Consider the following 16,145-nt stretch of genomic DNA (forward strand, 5'->3'; position numbering starts at 1 on the left):
TAATATTTTACATTGATATTATATAATAAATTTTAAAAATAATTATCTAACCATTGCTTTACTTCTTGTTTAATTGTCTGTATTAACGCTTTTCGCCCAGTCAAATTAAATTGTTGAATGACTAAAGCTTCACATTTTTTATTTAGCAGTAACATTGCTAATACTGGTAGTTTGCCTAAATTACTTTGTTTGTCGTTGTAAAGATTTAATCGGCACAAAGCAGCATAAGTTGCCTCATAAGATCGATGATAGTGACAGAATCCTTGCAATTCCTCTAGATCTTGAGTAGATAAATGTTGGTCAGAATCGGCTAATAATAGATTATCGAACGGCAAATCAATAATATTTTTTAACCAGTAAATGTTACGTCGTAACCTTTTATTCATGCTGTAGGCCAAATTATAGCCTTCTGTTGTAATCGGTTTTATCGCCATGATTGAATAACTACCGCTACTGGCTTCTTTATGGCTACAAACATGCACAATCATAAAACCTAACATAGACCAAAACCGGGAAGTTTCATGATGGTAGGCAAAGCTAACCGATAAATAATCTTTACCATATTTTATCGCATCTTCTAAAATATTCTGAATCAATTGGTGAGCAATATGTTGTCGGCGATAAGATTCGATTACGGCTATTCGATTAATTCGAACCGACATTAATTTAGCGGCTTGTTTGTTACCTGCATGTGCTACTAGCGATTGAGCAACTAAATTACCTTTTGGTCGGCGTACACCTTTCCAAATATCATCAATTAATTCATCTGACAAATTACCCTCATTAATTGTGATTGCCGCAGCAATAAAGTTATTGCCTATTTTTACCTGCCACACCGCTAAATTTTGGGCATCAAAAATACGCCTTAAATCAACTAAAGTCGTTTGATAATGTGCATCTTTTAATAAGTAAAAAATCTGCTTTAACGAAATGATATCATCACGGTTAACAATAGAATAATTCATTGGTTGTTGAATAGGTAACGGCTGCAACGCTACTGGAAATAAACCATTTAGCAATAAGTGATCAGTAAAAGATTCAAGCTCATCATTATCACACCAACGAATAGGCATATTAAGAGAAAAAAACTCACAGGAGTAATTTTTAAGTAGTTTTAATATGAAACCTTGCCCTGTACCTTCATAGCCTTCTACCGTTGTCGTTAATAATATATGACTATTTTTATAAATAGCTAACTGCAGTAACTTTTCCAATATTGGCAAAGGTATCATTGCTGCTTCATCAATAATAAGGTAATTAGGGAAATTATCAATCGTAGATGCTATTAATTCATCTGGCGCATAAAAGGGGATATCACCTTTTGCAAATTGAAAAAATGTAGTTAACGCATTCTTATTTGGCGCTGTCACTAAGCAATCTTTAAAATGAGTAAATTGCCCAGCTAACGCTGATTTACCGCGCCCTCTTTTCGCAATAAGGACTTTAATAGTTTTATCACTTTTTAACAACTTGTTGAGTATAGTTTGTTGTTCCACTAAATTGCAAGTTGAACCATGAGGTTGTGGGAATTGATAATTAGGAAACGGAATAAATTCATTTAATGTTTGCTCCAAATGAGTAACAAAATTAGGAACTTGTATGGGATAAGGTTTTTCATTCCAACGTAAACTATCTTGATCTTGCCAAGTAGAAAAATTTTCTGGCAAAAATAATATAAGAACACTACCTTTGATCAAAGTTCCAGCTAACATGGCAAAGGCATCAAGATTAAAACCTTGAGTTGCATCAAAGATAGCATGAAGATATTGCTGTCCTAATAATTTTTTTGTTTTATTGGGCAAAATAACATTAATAAGAGAATCAGGTAAATTTGTCTGTTCCGTAACGATAATCCAATCACCTAAATGCTGGCTAATAGTAACACTTACTTGATCAAATAACTTAGCCGCTACACCACGTAGTACCCATAGCTTTCTTGTGCTATTAGGATCATGCATAAACTAGCTTTTTCCAATCAACAATGATAATAGCCCAGCTGCAATCAATGGTCCTACAGGAATGCCTTTGAAAAAAGCTACACCAAATAATGTCCCTATAATTAGTCCATTAATTATAGTTGGGTGTGCCCCAATAAGTGCTATACCTCGCGTTCCAAGCCAAGATACAAGGATACCAACCAAAATCGCTAAGAGCGATTGCAATGTAGTAAATGATCTTAAAATATCTATGACTTTCAAAGAACCATCAGCAAGAGGTACCATCATTGCAGCTGTTAAAATCACAATCCCAACAGTTAAGCCATATTTATTTAAGAAAGGAAAATAAGCAGCAAGTGGAGTTAATTTGAACAACAATAATAAAATAACAGCAAACGTAACTGTATTGTTATGCGTTAAATAACACAGTGCTGCTAAACCTAATAGAAGAAAAAAGGATATATCAAATTGAGCAAACATTATAATTGAACACCAATTCGTTTCGCTACTTCTTCATAAGCTTCAATGACACCACCTAAATCCTGGCGAAAACGATCTTTATCCATTTTCTTAAGGGTTTCTTTTTCCCATAGACGGCAACCATCTGGTGAAAACTCATCACCTAATGTAACTTCACCTTTGAACAATCCAAATTCAAGCTTATAATCAACCAATATAAAACCTGATCTATCAAACAGTTCCGTCAGAATATGATTAATCTTAAAGCTAAGCTCCTTCATTTTTACTAACTGTTCATCACTCACCCAATTAAAAGTTTTACAGTACGAATCATTAACCATTGGATCATGTAATGCATCATCTTTTAGAAATAATTCAAAAGTTGGTGGATTAAGAATTTGCCCCTCTTTAACGCCCAAGCGTTTAACCAATGATCCAGCAGCTCGATTGCGAACAACACATTCAACTGGCACCATATCAAGTTTTTTAACGATTACTTCATTGTCTGATAATAAGGCTTCTACTTGAGTCGGGATACCTGCTTCACGTAATGTTGTCATAATAAAATAATTAAATTTATTATTAATCATCCCTTTTCTATCTAACTGCTCAATACGTAAACCATCAAATGCTGAAGTATCGTTACGAAATTCAAGTATCAACAGTTCAGGATTATCCGTTGTATAAACAGTTTTTGCTTTACCGCGATAAAGTTCAGCCAATTTTTTCATGCTTATAACCTTATATCAAATGACAAATAAATAATTAATTAAAGCGCTATTCTCTCCTAAGATTTAAAACATAGTGTTATTATTACTCTCACTAATTTTATTAGTCAGCTTGAATAATAACATTTTTACGTTTTATAGCAGCAAAATAATTATATTTTCCTTTACTAAATAATAAGTTAAATTTTAACACTAACAGTATACTTTTACTTTAAGGAGATTGAGTTTAATATCTTGGTTTCCCTTTGATTCTCAGCAGCAGTCTTATTACTTTTACCTTATTCATTTATGCTTACTGAAATAGTTCAAGAAGATTCAGATACCGCATCATCCATTATCATATTAAATAAACGTACTATGTATCGTTGAATTTCAATCGGATCGGTTGATAGATCTTCTTCTCCTCGTGTCAGTGTTTTCAAACCAAATGTGATATTTTCGAAATCACCATAAGATTTTTGTCGCTGAATGATAAACGAAGCTTGAATAGCCTGATCTTTATCATTTGGGAAAACAAAAGTGCTCGCAGTGATAATGGATTTACTGTCATTATTAACAATACCAATATTTCTTTTCGTTAGCGAATTTGGAATAAATTCCCATACATTACTATTTGCCGGTACATTTAAAGTCACCACATCATGATGATAAGAAACAGAAGAATTTGGAATGGTTGAAATTGGAATAGTAGGAGGGCGAATATCAACTTGTTTACCAATAGCACCTTCAGTATTCGTACGGTAAATATAAAAATCGTTCGTTTCAGTAGGAATTGTTACACCTTGTGGAACAATCAAAGGTTTCAATTCTGGTGAATTTAAATAATCATCATTTCCTTCAACTTCTTTTCTATAACTTTGATCGCTACCGCACCCAGCTAAGAATAGCGAGGCAATAGCTGTCAAAATGACTGTTTTTTTTATGGTGTTGCTTTTAAATCTGGTTTTATTCAACATAGATATCTGCTTATAAATTAAAGGTTATAAAATAAATTACAATAAATTGGCATCATTTAAAGCTTTTTCAACCGCTGGAATAGAAGTATCTGTCAGCGATATTAATGGTAAACGGATTGTAGCTGTATCTATTAAACCTAATTTAGCACAAGCCCATTTTACCGGTGTTGGGTTTGGTTCAATAAATAAGTTATTATGTAACGCTAATAATGAATCGTTTAGCGCACGGGCTTCCTGAATTTGGTTATTGACAACTAGTTGACAAATTTTTGCAACTTGTTTAGCTGCAACATTAGCAGTAACAGAAATAACGCCGTTACCGCCTAAAATCATAAAATCGACAAAAGTTGAATCATCACCACTTAATAATATAAACTCATTGCCCACTAACTTTCGCGTTTTATATACTCTAGACAAATCACCAGTTGCATCTTTTAGTGCTACAATATTTTTAATTTTCGATAATCGCCCAACTGTTTCAGGCTTAAGGTCGCTACTAGTACGACCTGGCACATTGTAAAGAATTTGAGGCAATGCAGTATTTTCAGCAATAGCTTTGAAGTGTTGGTACATCCCTTCTTGAGTAGGTTTATTATAATATGGCGCGACAGTTAAACACCCAATAACACCAATGTTTTCAACGCGACGAGTTAACTCAATAGCTTCTTTGGTTGCATTAGCACCTGTTCCTGCAATGACATTAATTCTCCCATCTGCATAATCAATTGTTCGTTTAATTACATCGATATGTTCTTGATAATCAAGCGTTGCCGATTCGCCTGTTGTTCCGACGGAAATAATAGCTGAGGTTCCATTAGCAATATGATATTCAACCAATTTTCTTAAGCTTACATGGTCTATGTTTCCTTTGTTATCCATTGGAGTGACAAGTGCGACCAGACTTCCTGTAAACATAAAATGACCTCTCATATTATTTATTTTCAAATGACTTAAAGAATAAAAAATCTACGCGTAAGTATGCGATATTTCTTGTATAAATTCAACTTTTGTTATGCTGGATTATCAATATCGATAAAAATAACTTCTAAGTCATAATGTATAGACAACCATTCCCCTAATTTTTTAATACCATAGCGCTCAGTAGCATGATGCCCAGCCGCATAAAAATTAATACCATATTCACGAGCAATATGAATTGTTCTTTCTGACACTTCACCAGTAAAAAATGCATCAACCTCCTGTTCAGCAGCAGATTCAATAAAATCTTGTCCTCCTCCACTACACCAAGCAACACGTTTTATTATTTGCGGTGCATTATCACCACAAAATAATACTGAACGCTGTTTATTGTGCAACAATTGTTCAAGTTTTTCCTTAAACTCAAGTGCAGACAATGGTTTTTTTAGCGTACCTTTAAAAAGAAGATTGGTCATATCTTCACGCTTATCAACCTCTATATTTAATAATTCCGCAAGTTGAATATTATTGCCTAAAACATCATGCGCATCTAAAGGAAGATGGTAACCAAACAAATTTATATCATTCAATAATAACGTTTTAATACGTTGGTATTTAATGCCTGTTATGGTCTGAGGCTCATTTTTCCAAAAATAACCATGATGAACTAACACTGCATCGGCTTGTAGCTCAACTGCTTTATCCAATAATAATTGACAGGCAGTAACACCTGTAACAATTCTTTTTATTTCACAACGACCCTGAACCTGCAAACCATTAGGGGCATAGTCACGAAAACGTGAAACTTGCAATTTATTATCAATAATGTGTTGAAGTTCAATATTTTGCACTTTTTCCCCACTTTTTATTGTGCTGTCTTGATTATGTATTTTCCAATTTTATGATGCATTTATTATTTTTTATAACATAGCTCTTTTTTTATTTTAACTTATTACATAGTAATATCATAATTTATCAATAAGGAATATTTTTAAATTTATTTAATTTTGTTAACTTTTAGTATAATTAGAAAAATTAATCGGCGACCTTTTACTTAATCAAAATTATAATCACTTTTAATTTTTATCTCATTTACATATTTTATATGTGCAATTTGTCATGTAACGTAGTTACCAAACTAGATTATTAAACACATTTAAGCTCTTTGCTTTATTTATTCTATTTGCCTTAAAAATTTAATTAATTAACAAAAAACAAGATAAGATTTATAGCTATAATCAAGCAATTTTTTTAACTTAGTTAGTAGAATGATATAATCATGAGGGAAGATGAGATTGTATCATTCTAAGAGTTAAATTAAGGATAATTATCGCTATTTTTTTCGCTATTCATATGTTAAGAACTTAATAAGATTAATACTAATTTTCTATTCAATTACAAATATTCCCCCCTGATATCGACTCGATTTGGCTAAAGAAATATTACAAAACATGAATTACATTTAAAATGTACAGCTAACATTCTAAACGTATTAATCAAAAGTAGATTAGAAAGCTTAAAAATCCCAAGCAAAAATTACTATAAAATTAAATTAAGTAAAAAATTAATGCTTAAGTTTTAATTGTCAAAGGTAGAACTAGGCGAATCATTTAAAAACTGGCATAATGAGTTTCATTTTAGATAGATAAGAAGATTATTGTGCCAAATGCTAGATTATGCGAACGGTTTCGCGGTTTTTATCCAGTTGTGATTGATATAGAGACATCGGGATTCAACCCTAAGCTCAATGCTGTTCTTGAAATAGCAGCTGTTACCTTGAAGATGGACAAAGACGGCTGGCTTAATCCAGACGAAAAAATACAATTTAATGTAAAACCGTTTGAGAATGCAATTTTAGAGCCTAGTGCACTAGCATTTAATGGCATAGACCCTACAAATCCATTGCGCGGAGCTGTTGATGAAAAAATTGTTTTAGAAAAGATTTTTAAAATGGTAAGAACAGGCATAAAAATTAATGACTGCTCGCGCGCAGTCATTGTGGCACACAATGCTCATTTCGATCACAGCTTTTTGATGGCTGCAGCAGAGCGTACTGACATTAAACGTAACCCCTTCCACCCTTTTGCAACTTTTGATACTGCAGCGTTAAGTGGATTAGTATTTGGTCAAACCGTATTAGCAAAAGCTTGTGAAATTGCAAAAATCCCGTTTGATCATAAACAAGCACATTCAGCACTATATGATACCGAAAAAACAGCAATTTTATTTTGTGAAATTGTGAATCGTTTTAAACGATTAGGTGGCTGGCCACTTACCTTTTTAGATAATAAGTGATTGTCAAAAAAGCATATTAGTAAAAGAGTTTTAATCAACTCTTTTACGTAGTTAGTCAGAATAACGTCATTGTTATTGATAATAATACAATATTTACAAATTGTATTTTTCAACTGTTTCTTTAATCAAAGCTTGCAACTCACCAGTTTGAAACATTTCAAGCATTATATCGCAACCACCAACTAGCTCTTTGTCAACCCACAGTTGTGGAAATGTTGGCCAATTAGCATATTTAGGTAATTCTGCGCGAATATCTGGATTTTGTAAAATATCGACGTAAGCAAAAGGCACACCACATTGAGATAAAGCTTGCACAGCTTGAGCTGAAAACCCACAACTTGGAAATTTAGGAGAACCTTTCATATAAATAATAATTGGATTTTCAGCAATCTGTTTTTTAATTTTTTCAAGTGTTGTCATTTCTGTTCCCATAACGTTTAATCCTTCTTAATTTGTAGCTTTAATTATTTTAACTTAGAATTTAACTCTATAATACTACAATCCATATATTTGTTTTAAAGGTAATTAACTCTCAATATTTGATAACAGAAAAAATAACGCAGCATTAATATAATATTAATTAATTAGTTAATATTATATTAAAATAAAAAAGTAATACTAAAAACCTTTGATAAACAGAATTTTTTGAGCAAAAGAATATACCTATTTTTGTAATAATTATTTTCAAAAATAGAAATTTTTGATTTCTTAACACACCAATGTGTAGTTTTATTGAAATAATTTATTTTCTTTAAAATTATTTAATTTTACGTAATCAATATCACAAATTCTTTTCCAAACAATCACAATATAGTATGCTACTAACCATTATCCCAACTTACAAACATTTCAATACATTGTGCATCCATTTATTCTAGCGTTACGTAAAGTTTTTTACAGTAGTAATTTACTTTTTAGTATTCGTATGTTAATTAGTTTAGCTGGCTCAACTTTGGTACCGTGGTATTTTGGACAAGTGTCCTTTGTTATTCCACTGACGTTAGGCGTAGTAGCTGCTGGATTAACTGAAATTGACACGCGATTGTTATCACGGTGTATTAATTTAGTTATCACCCTGATTTGTTTTGCTATAGCCACATTTTCGGTAGAATTATTATTTGACTATCCATTCATGTTCATAATGGGGTTGGTGTCTTCCACATTTATTTTCATTATGCTCGGCTCATTAGGGCAACGTTATGGTGTAATAGCATTTGGTTCATTATTGATTGCAGCTTATACCATGCTTGGTCATAATCTATATACCGATAATTATATGTTTTCTTATTTTTTATTATTTGGAGCTCTATGGTATAATGTTGTTTCGTTGATTGAATCAATTATTCAGCCTACCCGAACAACCCAACAAACTTTATCCAATTGTTTTATAACATTAGCGCAGTATCTTGATGCAAAAGCAGCAATGTTCGATCCAGATGAAACAAATGCTTTTAAAAAGCAAACAGTAAAGTTAACCAAAAGTAATAATCAATTAATTAATGCCTTTAATCAAACTAAACGCTCATTATTCGATCGTTTAAAAAGCTATCGAGGACAATCTTACGTTAGAAAAATGTTGAGTTATTACTTTGTAGCACAAGATATTCATGAACGAGCAAATTCTGCACATGGTGATTACCAAGCTTTAAGCCTACAGTTTAAACACAGTGATATTTTATTTCGTTTTGCGCGAATTTTAAATCTACAAGCTAAAGCCTGTACCAAATTAGCATTAGCAATTAAACTAAATCAAACTTATCAACACGATCCGCTGTTTAATCGGTATTTTTTATATCTAGAAGAAGCTATTTTAGTATTTCAAAATAATAATAAAGCTGATACATTACTTATTAAATCATTGCAAAATTTACATCAAAATCTGCAATCTATTGATCTGCTTCTTGCCAATATTGATAAAGAACAACATCTTTCAAAAGAACAAGAAAATAATCGATTAATCGATGAAGAATTAACTAGTTTTTCTGATATTTTTATTAAAATTAAACGAAACTTGACGGTTCAATCAGCACTTTTTCGGCATGCAATTAGAATGAGTATTGTTTTATTTGTTGGGTATATGCTCATTCATTTTTCAGAACTTTCACATGGGTATTGGATTATTCTAACAAGTCTTTTTGTTTGCCAACCAAACTATTCAACCACAAAATATCGATTAAAATTACGCATTTTAGGTACAATATTAGGCATCATCATTGGTATTCCATTGACTTATTTATTCCCGAGCATTGAAGAACAATTAGTTTTAATCATCATTACAGGATGGCTATTTTTTCTATTTAAAAATTCGCAATATGCTTATGCTACTGCATTTATTACCTTATTAGTCTTTTTTAGCTTTAGCTTAATTGGAGAAAGCAGTATTGAAGTAGCTATCTTACGCATTATCGCTACGCTGATAGGTTGTTTTATAGCTTGGTTCGCAGTAAGTTTTATTTGGCCAGATTGGAAATTTAGAAATCTTCCTAAATTAGTTGATCGTGTTTGCCATGATGATAGCCACTATTTGGCGTTAATTGGTCGACAGTACTTAACCGGTAAAACCAATGATCTAATGTATCGTTTAGCAAGACGAGCAGCACATGATAGTAACGCTGATTTATCGTCATTAATTAGTTTGATGACCAAAGAACCCCATGTTGACCAAAGTGTTATTGAGCAAGGCTTTCGTTTATTAACCCTTAATCACACTTTAATTAGTTATCTTTCAACTCTAGGGGCAAATCGAGGCATAACCATCACTAATTTTGCTCTTGAGCTATTTGATGATGTATCAGTTTATATCATTAATCTTTTAAACGATAAAAAGATTAATGATAATTACAAAAAAATCCAGCAATCAGTGATAAATTATATTGAAAAAATACCCGATAGCGATAATCATAAAAGTAATGATCTATTAATTATACAGCAACTTGCTTTAATTTTAGATATTTTACCTGAATTAGTTAATCTAATAACTACACTTGAAATTAAAAAAAATTAATCATTTTTCGCCATAGCAAAGTTTCAAATCTATAATAATTTGTTCTTTATTGTTGTACTAATCTATTTTGTAAAAGGATTTTTTTTACCTATATAAACTAAAGGCTCCGTAAAATTTTTTAATTTGTCCGCATTTATTTCAAACCCCAAAAGATAGTCTGATTCATAAAAAGGTCCTTCTTCATTGCTATTATTAGGGTTAATAATTGCTAAAACTTGTAAATCTTGAATGTCAAAAGATAATATTTGTTTAAATACATTATCATAAATGAAAACAGTATCTGAGTCAGATAAGCCTGCTTTAGCGATCAAAATCTCACGATACTGACTCTCAATAAGATAAATCTTTTTTTTGTATTCAGTATTAATAGGATCAACATGGTTGTTTTCGTGAGGAATAAGAAACGCCATAACAGAATTGCCACCATGTGCAAGTATCTGATTTGTTATAGGAATGAATGCAAATTTACTTTTATTTTTAATATAATCAATATATTGTATTTCATATAAATTAACGTTACTAATCGATGATAATTGGCTATCATTTTTTGCATGCAATGAGTGAGAATCTCCAGCATAACTGTAAAAATTCAATAGCGTTAAAACAAGAAACTGACAGATTTTTCTAAATTGCTTATTCATATTATCAACCTATTACCTTATTTTGTATGCATTTAAAATCAAAACATTAAAATTTATCCGAGCATTTAAATACAGTTAATACACCTAAAATTGATCATTGAAGATCAATAAATTTATTAATACCTATTATATTCAATTTTATAAAAATTATCCTTTTATTAACCTTATTAATTTTCTTTTTATCACATTGCTAATTGTTAATATTTAGAATGCTTTTGTTCGATACTGTGATATAAAATAGGTAAGCTATGCCAAATAAGTAACGTTCAAACACAATCAATACTAATAGTAACTCTTTAAATAACCTTCCTATCTATTGAAATTTTTAATCATTATTGCTATAAATTTGTTCAATGCATACAAATATATTATCTAAGTTAACTTCATATGATAAATTTTGTGTCAATTCAATTTGACAATACAAATAGGTAATATTCATAAATTTTGAATATTTATAAAGCATATGAATTTAATGCTGCAATTGAAGTTAGACATTGTGACTGATATAGCTTATTAACTTAATAAGCCCAAATCTCGTAATAGGCTTGTTCTGAAATGCAGCTATTTTCAAAACAAGATCACGAGTTTTACCTATATTATATATTTTTATTTAGTTAAAATTTCTATTCTGCATGTTTATTTTAGATTCAAAACTTTCGAAGACTGGTGTAAAGCAGAATAGTTTTTCAGAATCTACATAATTGACAGATAAAATCTGTTTAGATATTTAATATCCTTTTAACATAGTATTTGTTGATTATCACTCATCTATTTTATTAATTTACACGTAGTTGATATTGCAAAGCAATAAAAAGTCATAGAGATAATAAGCATTAGGTTATGTTTTTTCATATTATTTGCCCTGTTCCCTTAGCCAACTTATTTCTTGTGCCCAGATATCGGAATCAATAGTTTCTAAAATAAGAGGAATTTCGTCAATTCTTGGGTCTTGCATGATATATTTAAATGCAGTTTCACCAATATTGCCTTTGCCTAAACTGTGATGGCGATCGACATGGCTAGCAAATTCGCTTTTAGCATCGTTTAAGTGCATACCTCGTAAATATTGAAAACCGACTATTTTTTCGAACTCAGCAAAAGTTTCTTGGCAAGCTTGTTCGGTACGTAAATCGTAACCAGCGGCAAAGGCGTGGCAAGTGTCAATGCAAACACCAACTCTGCTTTTGTCTTCGACTTGGTCAATGATTTGCGCAAGATGTTCAAATTTATAGCCCAAGTTAGAGCCTTGCCCTGCCGTATTTTCGATAACAGCAACCACATTTTGTGTTTTGTCGAGCGTAATATTAATCGATTCGGCAATGCGTGCTAGACATTCATCAACCGATATTTGTTTTAGATCGCTTCCGGGGTGAAAATTGAGTAATGTTAATCCTAATTGTTCACAACGTTGCATTTCGTCTAAAAACGCAGTGCGTGATTTTTCAAGCTGCTCGCTATCGGGGTGACCTAAGTTAATTAAGTAACTATCGTGTGGCAAAATTTGTTTGTTGGTAAAGCCATATTTTTCGCAGCGTTTTTTAAAGCTGTCGATGGTGGCGGTTTCGAGCGGTTTGGCGTGCCATTGTCGTTGATTTTTGGTAAATAGCGCAAATGCGGTTGCGCCAATTTGATAGGCATTTATCGGGGCGTTATCTACCCCTCCTGCTGCACTTACATGTGCACCAATGTATTTCATTTTTTGTCCTAATAACGTTGTTAGTTTATGATTAACGGATAATTAATTCGAGCCGCTATTGCGTTGTAACTGATCACGCAAATTAGGCGGTACACCTTTAATAACCAGTGAATCAGTCTGTGGATCCCATTTTATACGTTCACCTAACAAATTTGAATCGAAGCTTAAGGTTAATCCGCCACCGCTGCCCGAGAATTTTTTAAGTTGGCGCAATGCACTACGATCAACGGGGAAAGTTTCTTCTAAGTCATATTCGCTATTTTTAATAAATTCGATAAAGTTGTTATCGTCACTTGTTGGTAGTTCGTTGGCTAGATTTTTTAGTTCAATTTCTTCACCAGCTTGTAATTGTGCTTGACAGTAATTGTAGACGCTTTCACGTGCGTTGGTTTTGTCTTGTTTGTCAAATTGCATTTCTTGGCAGTAATCATCGACCGCTTTAACCAGTGTTTTGTTTTGCGCTTTCGCATCTAATCCCTCGCTTGCACCTAAATAGTCCATAAAAAAGTCAGATACTTTTCGCCCTACTCGTCCTTTTAAAAAGGTTAAATATCGTTTTGAGTCGGCTTGGGTTTCCCATTCGGTCATATCTATACGGGCAATAATATCGGCATGGTCAATATCTAGGTATTGGGTTTCGCTAATATCTAAGTCTTCATTAACTAGCATACTTAAACAACTATTTAATACCGCAATAATTAAGTATTCAACCGCTAAATAACGGTACTGACAAAATACTACAGTTCCCCCTTCTGCAAAAGGGTATTTGGCAAGTTCGTTTCGTAGTTGTTTGGTTGATTCTTGACTGAAATGTAAAAAATCTTGATTACCTAGTCGCAATTCTTTTAATGATTGTTCAAATAAGCTTTCACTATTAAATAACCCATAGGCCTTGCTTTTATTATTATAGATGCGGTTGATATCTTCAATGAGATTAACCACTGCTTGTTCATTGCCGAGCATTGAATCACGAAGTTGTAGTTCGATTTCAGTGTCATTTTTTCTAATTAATTTATGTAGTATGATCTTTTCTATTTGTACGCTCATTTGGGGGATTCCTATTTAGATCACAAAAATTATGAACTATTTTATCAAAGAGTTGAAAAAGTGCTATCAACAATTAATAAGTCTGTTAGACTAATAGCCAATGAATTTCAAATTGATACTTAGGCATCTATCTTATCTGAAACTTCTTAAGAATTTAATAACTTCTACAGTGGGAATAAAAAATATGGTGAAATCTCACGATATTTATCATGATTTTAAACATAAAAAAGTTAGCGCTTTATTTTGGCAATATGCATTACCAGCTATCATCGGCACGATTGTTAATACACTTTATAATATTATTGATGGCATTTTTATTGGTCATTGGATCGGGCGTGAAGCGTTAAGTGCTGCAGGTCTTATTCTACCAGTAATGAATTTAGCAGCGGCAATTGGTATGTTAGTTGGAATTGGTTCGGCCAGTCGAATTTCAATTTTTTTAGGTCGTGGTGAAAACGACAAGGCCGAAAAAGTTGCTGGAACATCGTTTATGTTAACGGCTGTGTTAAGCGGAATCACACTTTCTACATTACTCTATTTTATTGATCCAGTATTACACTTTGTAGGTTCAAGCCCCGTTAACCATGTTTATGCTAGAGAGTTTTTAGAGATTTTTCTACCTGGTAGTATCTTTTTGACCCTCACTTTTAACTACAACAATATGATGCGTGCAAGTGGTTATCCCTTTAAAGCCATGCTGACAATGTTTGTTAGTGTGATTGCCAATATTATTTTAGCACCAATTTTCATTATTGGTTTAGGTTGGGGAATGCGTGGGGCAGCACTGGCAACGACGTTTTCAATGATGATTAGCTTTGCTTTTGTTATGCAACATTTTTTAAATAAAAACAGTAATATCAAGCTGTATCGCCGTAATTTTAAGCTTGATTTTTCAATTGCGAAATCAGTAATATCAATTGGTTTATCGCCTTTTTCAATGCAAATGGCAGCATCAATCGTTGTAGTGTTTATTAACTGGCAACTTAATCGTTATGCTCCACTTGCTAATGTGTCGGGCGATGATTCAATTGCTGCTTTTTCTAATGCTAACCGGCTTATTACTTTAGTGATTATGATTGTCATTGGTATCAACCAAGGTATGCAACCTATTATTGGTTATAATTATGGTGCTAAAAATTATGATCGCGTTAAAAAGACTTTCTTTTATGCTGTTAAAGTGGCTACAGTGGTGACTTCGCTCGGTTTTGTGTTAGGATTTTTTATTCCAGATATGTTGGTGCGAGCTTTTAGTTCCGAGGAAGATTTAGTGCAACTTTCGGCTATTGCATTACGATTTACTACACTCTCGTTTATTTTTGTTGGCTTTCAAATGGTAACAACAAGCTTTTTTCAATGCATTGGTATGGCAAAAGTATCTATTTTATTAAGTTTATCAAGACAAATATTAATTTTATTACCCGCATTATATATTTTGCCGCTATTTTTTGGCTTCGATGGTGTTTGGGTTGCTGCACCAACAGCAGATCTATTATCTACAGGTACTGCTTATCTTGTTTTATACTGGTACTTTAAATCAATCAAAAAAAGACAAAATCACAATTAAAAATAATTATTAATAATAATATGGAAAGCGCCTTTATTTACTTATTAAAATTTAATATTTATTGACATATCTCAATCAAGCCTGTAATTATAGGCTTGATTGTATCAAAATTCAGCGTTAATACTTTTTTCATATCACTATTTTGATTTTATATAATCTGAACCACTTTGACAAAGCGCCGCTAAATTAAATTGAGTGCTAGTATAATCTTGAAGAACTGATTTCTTATTCCATTCCTTAACTTTAAGATAATCTAGGTTAACTATTTGATTAAATTAATATCAAACAGAAGGAACACTTAATTACTTATATGCTTCATTTGCTCAGTAACAAAGCTTCATTAATCATGATAATGTCAGAGATAATATTAATTATTATTTTAATTAGATAAGTTATTTAATATAGATAAAAAAACAGCACCAATTAAGTGCTGCTTTTTTTTATTGAGTTTTTTTAAATTATTAGAATGAATAGTTCAAACCTATTTGCGCACCAAGTTGACGGTAGTTGTTGCTACCAAATCGGCTGTCTAATTGAGCATAGCTACTGAGGGATTTGGTTAAATTACCATTCACACCCACTTTTAATTCAATATAATTTTTACTCATGTCTGATTCAACATGTTTACCATTAATTTTTGCTTCCGGTGAAGAAGAATCATACAACCAGTTGGCTTCTATAAATGGTAATACTCCATAGCCTTCTTTAGTGCTTTGACCATAGAATCTTGCACCTAAACGCATTTGTACTCCATCACCATTAACATTACTTACTTCGCCTTGTGTGCCTAACTTAAAGTTGTGGCTGTCTGACCAGGTATAGCCTAACTGAGCATGTGGCTCAAGTAACCAATTCTTAACTAAACCTTCATGAAGAACCAAACCATAACCAGCTTCCGCT

At 32.1% G+C, this 16,145-nt stretch carries 14 protein-coding genes; 3 read left to right on the forward strand and 11 right to left on the reverse strand.

The window, feature by feature from the left end; all coding sequences use genetic code 11:
• Positions 1-32: 32 nt before the first annotated feature.
• The 6 genes from A9G36_RS06455 to A9G36_RS06480 all read right to left on the reverse strand — a co-directional run bounded on the left by A9G36_RS06455 (position 33) and on the right by A9G36_RS06480 (position 5,849).
• Positions 33-1,958 (reverse strand): tRNA-binding protein, encoded by a 1,926-nt coding sequence (locus tag A9G36_RS06455; RefSeq protein ID WP_065585529.1) that lies wholly within the window; start codon positions 1,956-1,958, stop codon positions 33-35.
• 3 nt (positions 1,959-1,961) lie between these two features.
• Positions 1,962-2,417 carry a DUF441 domain-containing protein gene (locus A9G36_RS06460; RefSeq protein WP_065569590.1) on the reverse strand — a complete coding sequence of 152 codons (456 nt, stop codon included), beginning with the start codon at positions 2,415-2,417 and terminating at the stop codon, positions 1,962-1,964.
• On the reverse strand, positions 2,417-3,127 hold the full coding sequence (gene purC, locus A9G36_RS06465) for a phosphoribosylaminoimidazolesuccinocarboxamide synthase (RefSeq protein ID WP_065569591.1): 711 nt from the start codon (positions 3,125-3,127) through the stop codon (positions 2,417-2,419). The genes A9G36_RS06460 and purC overlap by 1 nt, the downstream gene beginning before the upstream one ends.
• Before the next feature lie 302 nt (positions 3,128-3,429).
• A complete protein-coding gene (bamC, locus tag A9G36_RS06470; protein WP_034946403.1) occupies positions 3,430-4,080 on the reverse strand; it encodes an outer membrane protein assembly factor BamC in 651 nt (216 codons plus the stop codon).
• A gap of 36 nt (positions 4,081-4,116) precedes the next feature.
• Positions 4,117-4,995, reverse strand: coding sequence for a 4-hydroxy-tetrahydrodipicolinate synthase (dapA, locus tag A9G36_RS06475; RefSeq protein ID WP_065585530.1), 879 nt, complete (start codon positions 4,993-4,995; stop codon positions 4,117-4,119).
• Positions 4,996-5,090: 95 nt separating this feature from the next.
• Positions 5,091-5,849: a Nif3-like dinuclear metal center hexameric protein gene (locus A9G36_RS06480; RefSeq protein ID WP_034946410.1), complete on the reverse strand. Its 759-nt coding sequence runs from the start codon at positions 5,847-5,849 to the stop codon at positions 5,091-5,093.
• A gap of 802 nt (positions 5,850-6,651) precedes the next feature.
• On the opposite strand from A9G36_RS06480, the gene rnt reads away from it, so the two are divergent.
• Positions 6,652-7,293, forward strand: coding sequence for a ribonuclease T (gene rnt, locus A9G36_RS06485; RefSeq protein WP_034946413.1), 642 nt, complete (start codon positions 6,652-6,654; stop codon positions 7,291-7,293).
• Between the two features lie 93 nt (positions 7,294-7,386).
• Here rnt and A9G36_RS06490 read toward each other — a convergent pair whose 3' ends face one another.
• Positions 7,387-7,713, reverse strand: a complete 327-nt coding sequence (locus A9G36_RS06490; RefSeq protein ID WP_034946999.1) for a Grx4 family monothiol glutaredoxin — start codon at positions 7,711-7,713, stop codon at positions 7,387-7,389.
• A gap of 439 nt (positions 7,714-8,152) precedes the next feature.
• Between A9G36_RS06490 and yccS the strand changes: the two genes are divergently transcribed.
• On the forward strand, positions 8,153-10,297 hold the full coding sequence (gene yccS / locus A9G36_RS06495) for a YccS family putative transporter (protein WP_065585531.1): 2,145 nt from the start codon (positions 8,153-8,155) through the stop codon (positions 10,295-10,297).
• A 62-nt stretch (positions 10,298-10,359) separates the two neighbouring features.
• Here yccS and A9G36_RS06500 read toward each other — a convergent pair whose 3' ends face one another.
• The 3 genes from A9G36_RS06500 to yejK form a co-directional block, all read right to left on the reverse strand.
• Positions 10,360-10,938 (reverse strand): hypothetical protein, encoded by a 579-nt coding sequence (locus A9G36_RS06500; protein ID WP_065585532.1) that lies wholly within the window; start codon positions 10,936-10,938, stop codon positions 10,360-10,362.
• Between the two features lie 853 nt (positions 10,939-11,791).
• A complete protein-coding gene (gene nfo / locus A9G36_RS06505; RefSeq protein ID WP_065585533.1) occupies positions 11,792-12,634 on the reverse strand; it encodes a deoxyribonuclease IV in 843 nt (280 codons plus the stop codon).
• A 42-nt stretch (positions 12,635-12,676) separates the two neighbouring features.
• Entirely contained in the window at positions 12,677-13,681 is a 1,005-nt protein-coding gene (gene yejK / locus A9G36_RS06510) for a nucleoid-associated protein YejK (RefSeq protein WP_034946424.1), read from the reverse strand.
• Between the two features lie 184 nt (positions 13,682-13,865).
• On the opposite strand from yejK, the gene A9G36_RS06515 reads away from it, so the two are divergent.
• Positions 13,866-15,245 carry an MATE family efflux transporter gene (locus A9G36_RS06515; protein WP_034946427.1) on the forward strand — a complete coding sequence of 460 codons (1,380 nt, stop codon included), beginning with the start codon at positions 13,866-13,868 and terminating at the stop codon, positions 15,243-15,245.
• Between the two features lie 461 nt (positions 15,246-15,706).
• Here the strand turns inward: A9G36_RS06515 and A9G36_RS06520 are convergent.
• Positions 15,707-16,145 (reverse strand): autotransporter outer membrane beta-barrel domain-containing protein (locus tag A9G36_RS06520; RefSeq protein WP_141670628.1); only part of this gene is annotated, 439 nt, incomplete at its 5' end.

The organism is Gilliamella sp. Choc6-1 (assembly GCF_001690385.1).
Lineage (GTDB): Bacteria > Pseudomonadota > Gammaproteobacteria > Enterobacterales > Orbaceae > Gilliamella > Gilliamella apicola_A.